The organism is Acidovorax sp. HMWF029, from assembly GCF_003060895.1.
Lineage (GTDB): Bacteria > Pseudomonadota > Gammaproteobacteria > Burkholderiales > Burkholderiaceae_C > Acidovorax.
Genome location: NZ_QAIH01000123.1, coordinates 1 through 3159 on the forward strand (window position 1 = coordinate 1; position 3159 = coordinate 3159).

A 3159-nucleotide genomic window follows, 5' to 3' on the forward strand; every position below is an offset into this window, starting at 1 on the left:
CAGTGTGGCCAGCGCGGCTTCATCCGGGATGCCCTCCACCTGCACCCAGTAGGTCTTCTCCATCTTGAAGCGCGGGTCGGCAATGCGGGCCTGCAGCGGGCCGTCGTTGGTCAGCAGCAGCAGGCCTTCGCTGTCGGCGTCCAGGCGCCCGGCCACGTACACGCCGGGCAGGGCGATGTAGTCCTTCAGGCCCTGCCACTTGCCTTCGGCCGTGAACTGGCTCAGCACGCCATAGGGTTTGTTGAAGCGGATCAGGCGCGGGGTCATGGGGCGTTTGGGGCGTGGTTTTTGAATAAAAATGGCTGCTTGCGCGCGTCCATCAAGCGCAAGCAGCTATCAAAATAATAGTTATGCCGGGGTGAACAGCGCCGGGTCCACCATGGTGCGGTTCAGCATCACGCCCCAGTGCAGGTGCGGCCCGGTCACGCGGCCGGTGGCGCCCACCTGGCAGAACGCGTCGCCCGCCTGCAGCACGTCGCCCACGCGCACATCCATGCGGCTCAGGTGGCAGTACATGCTGAGCAGGCCCTGGCCATGGTCCAGCCACACTGTGCCGCCATTGAAGAAGTAGTCGCCCACGTCGATCACCCGGCCTGCCAGCGGCGCCACGACCGGGGTGCCCGTGGCGGCGGCGATGTCCATGCCGCTGTGCGGATTGCGCGGCTGGCCGTTGAACACGCGGCGCAGCCCGAACGAGCTGGAGCGCCGCCCCGGCACCGGCACGCGCATGCGCAGCGATGGCAGGGCCACACCAGCGGGCAACTCGGTGAAGGTGGCCATCACGCCCGCCTGGTGGTCGCGCTCGCGCTCGTAGCGGGCCTGGTCCTCGGGCGAGAGGTCCACCGTGCGGGGCGACACCGTGAGGTGCTGCTCTTTGTATTGCTTGTGGCCCACCGTGTAGGGAATCTTCCTGCTTCTGCCACCGTCGGCCTGCTCCACGCTCAGGAGCCCCTCGCCCGGTGTTGCCGACAGCGGTATGCCCAGCACGGCAGTCCACTCGATCGCGTCACCCACCACCATGACTGGCACATCTGTTTGTGCCTGGCGCACATGGGCTGCTGGCCGCGTAGAAGCGGGCCCCAGCGACAGCCGGGCGACCCCCCCTGGCACTTGCAGCGCCTGTGGCCAGGTGTCCGACGCTGGCGGCTGTGGGGAAGGCTTGGCATGCAGCAGCCCCTGGGATGGCAGCGCAAGAACACTGCTGGCGGCCATCAATGCCTGGCGACGGGTGAGGGCGGGGTGGCGGTCGTGATGGGATGGAGTCACGTTGGGAAAACGGGCGCGAAAGAAAAGACGGGGGTGGAGAAATGCGGTAGTGCAGCAGGACGCTCGCAGGCATGTTGGCCGCCACCCATTGTGCGCTCCTCAGCGCAGCATGCAGAGAAGTTGGCCCGCCGCTTTATCAGCCGCAGCATGGGTGATGTCGCATTCAGTGGAATGTGGTCGCGCGGCTATGCTTGCCACGCCCGGAGTGCCATCGCACCCTTCAACCGTCTGCATGCATTCAAGTTGCATGCATTCAAGTTGTATTCATTCAAGTATCTGGAGACTTTTCATGCCTCGCCTGTCACCCTTGCCGCCGGAAACCACCCCTGAGTTGAAGGAGCATTTCGACTTTTTTCTGGGCACCTTGGGCTTCACGCCCAACAGCGTGCTGACGATGCAGCGCAAGCCCCGGCTGGTTCGGGCATTCGCCCAGCTCAACGGTGCGGTCATGGACCCCGAAGGCGAGGTGGACCTTGGCTTTCGCAGGTTGATCGGCCATGTGGTCAGCAAGGTGTCGGGGTGTCTTTATTGCCAGGCGCACACCTTGCTGGGTGCCAAGAATTTTGGGGTCAGCGATGCCAAGCTGGCAGATGTCTGGACCTATGCCACCAGCCCGCACTACAGCGAGCGGGAGCGCATCGCGCTGGATTTTGCGCTGGCCGCTGCCAGCCAGCCCAATGCGGTGGACGATGCTCTTTTTGACCAGTTGCGCAAGCACTGGAGCGAAGGTGAAATTGTGGAGCTGCTGGGCGTGGTTGCCATGTTTGCGTTTCTCAACCGCTGGAACGACACCATGGCGACCCCTCTGGAGGCCGCGCCTAACGAGGTTGCCAAGGAGGCCCTGAGGGCGCATGGCTGGGACGCAGGCAAACACGTTGCCTGATCCTGCGCGGTGAAGCGGTGCCAGTTTCTGCTGGTGCTGGTGCTGGTGCTGGGAGCCGGCGCCGGGAGCTGGTGCCGGGCGCCTGAGGTTGTCAGGACTGCACGAACTCGTAGGTGACGGCTTCGCTCTCCACCATGTCCAGCACCTCGTTGAGCTCATCGTCGCTGTCGGTGCTGCTCCACATGTCTTCAGGGTCGGCGGCAAACAGGGGCTCGATGGCGATGTCCAGAAACTTGCCGTCGGCCATCTGGATCACCGGCGTGCTTTCCGAGGTCTCGACCAGTGCCCAGCTGTCGGGCACTGTCATTTCGAGCTGGATGGTGACGTTGAGTTTTTTCATGGTGGTTTCCGGCGTTGCGGATCAAGAGAGGAAGAAAGGCGGGCAGGGTACCCCAGTTTCACCACCCAGCGCCAGGAGCCCCGCACGAATTCTCCGGCGCCACCAGCAGCGCCAGCCAGTTGCCGCGCACGACGCACCCTGAGGGCGTCGGCTGTTGACGAAGGCATGGTAGGCGCGATCAGGGGGCGTGCAGGATTGGTTTGGCAAGATGCCGCATCAGGCCCCCACCGCGCGCACCCCAAAACTCTCGCTGCCTTGCGCCCAGGCCAGCAGCCGGTCGATGTTGGGGTGCTTGCCGGGGAAGGCGCGCGCATCAGCCACATGCTCGGCATACCACTCCAGCCCCAGGCTGGCGGCTGCGGGCGTGATGCTGCCGCCATACAACGCAGCCAGTGCGGCATACACCACCAGCGATCCGCCCTGGCCGGGCTTGTTTTCGATGGTGGCCAGCACCTGGCCGTCTGCGCCCAGCAGGTGCAGGGCGGCGAGGTGGCTGGCGGAGGGGAGTTGCTTGAGACGGTCTGCGAAGTTCATGGGGGTGGTGGAGGTAAAAAATTGAGATAAATTGGCTGCTTCCGCGCTATGGGTAAGCACTTTTAGCTATCAATTAGTGAGTAAATTCCGATCTGCGATGGTACGGGATCAGCGTCTTTGCGGGGCGGGGCGGGGC

Annotated in this window: 5 protein-coding genes; 1 reads left to right on the top strand and 4 read right to left on the bottom strand. The window is 64.2% G+C overall.

Annotation, left to right across the window (positions count from 1 at the left end):
• Nucleotides 1–267, bottom strand: a 267-nt coding sequence (locus DBR12_RS08455) for a pseudouridine synthase (protein WP_233244359.1), incomplete at its 3' end; no start/stop codon positions are given.
• A gap of 81 nt (nt 268–348) precedes the next feature.
• Nucleotides 349–1212, bottom strand: a complete 864-nt coding sequence (locus DBR12_RS08460; protein ID WP_108616845.1) for a peptidoglycan DD-metalloendopeptidase family protein — start codon at nt 1210–1212, stop codon at nt 349–351.
• 343 nt (nt 1213–1555) lie between these two features.
• On the opposite strand from DBR12_RS08460, the gene DBR12_RS08465 reads away from it, so the two are divergent.
• On the top strand, nt 1556–2149 hold the full coding sequence (locus DBR12_RS08465) for a carboxymuconolactone decarboxylase family protein (protein WP_108616846.1): 594 nt from the start codon (nt 1556–1558) through the stop codon (nt 2147–2149).
• A gap of 91 nt (nt 2150–2240) precedes the next feature.
• Here the strand turns inward: DBR12_RS08465 and DBR12_RS08470 are convergent, their stop codons facing one another.
• Nucleotides 2241–2489 carry a hypothetical protein gene (locus DBR12_RS08470; RefSeq protein WP_108616847.1) on the bottom strand — a complete coding sequence of 83 codons (249 nt, stop codon included), beginning with the start codon at nt 2487–2489 and terminating at the stop codon, nt 2241–2243.
• A 216-nt stretch (nt 2490–2705) separates the two neighbouring features.
• Complete coding sequence (locus DBR12_RS08475) at nt 2706–3023, bottom strand: DUF2322 family protein (protein WP_108616848.1); 318 nt, start codon at nt 3021–3023, stop codon at nt 2706–2708.
• Nucleotides 3024–3159: the final 136 nt, after the last annotated feature.

Coding starts and splice junctions, on each gene's coding strand:
- DBR12_RS08460 (WP_108616845.1), bottom strand. CDS start 1,212: ATGGCCGCCAGCAGTGTTCTTGCGCTGCCATCCCAGGGGCTGCTGCAT.
- DBR12_RS08465 (WP_108616846.1), top strand. CDS start 1,556: ATGCCTCGCCTGTCACCCTTGCCGCCGGAAACCACCCCTGAGTTGAAG.
- DBR12_RS08470 (WP_108616847.1), bottom strand. CDS start 2,489: ATGAAAAAACTCAACGTCACCATCCAGCTCGAAATGACAGTGCCCGAC.
- DBR12_RS08475 (WP_108616848.1), bottom strand. CDS start 3,023: ATGAACTTCGCAGACCGTCTCAAGCAACTCCCCTCCGCCAGCCACCTC.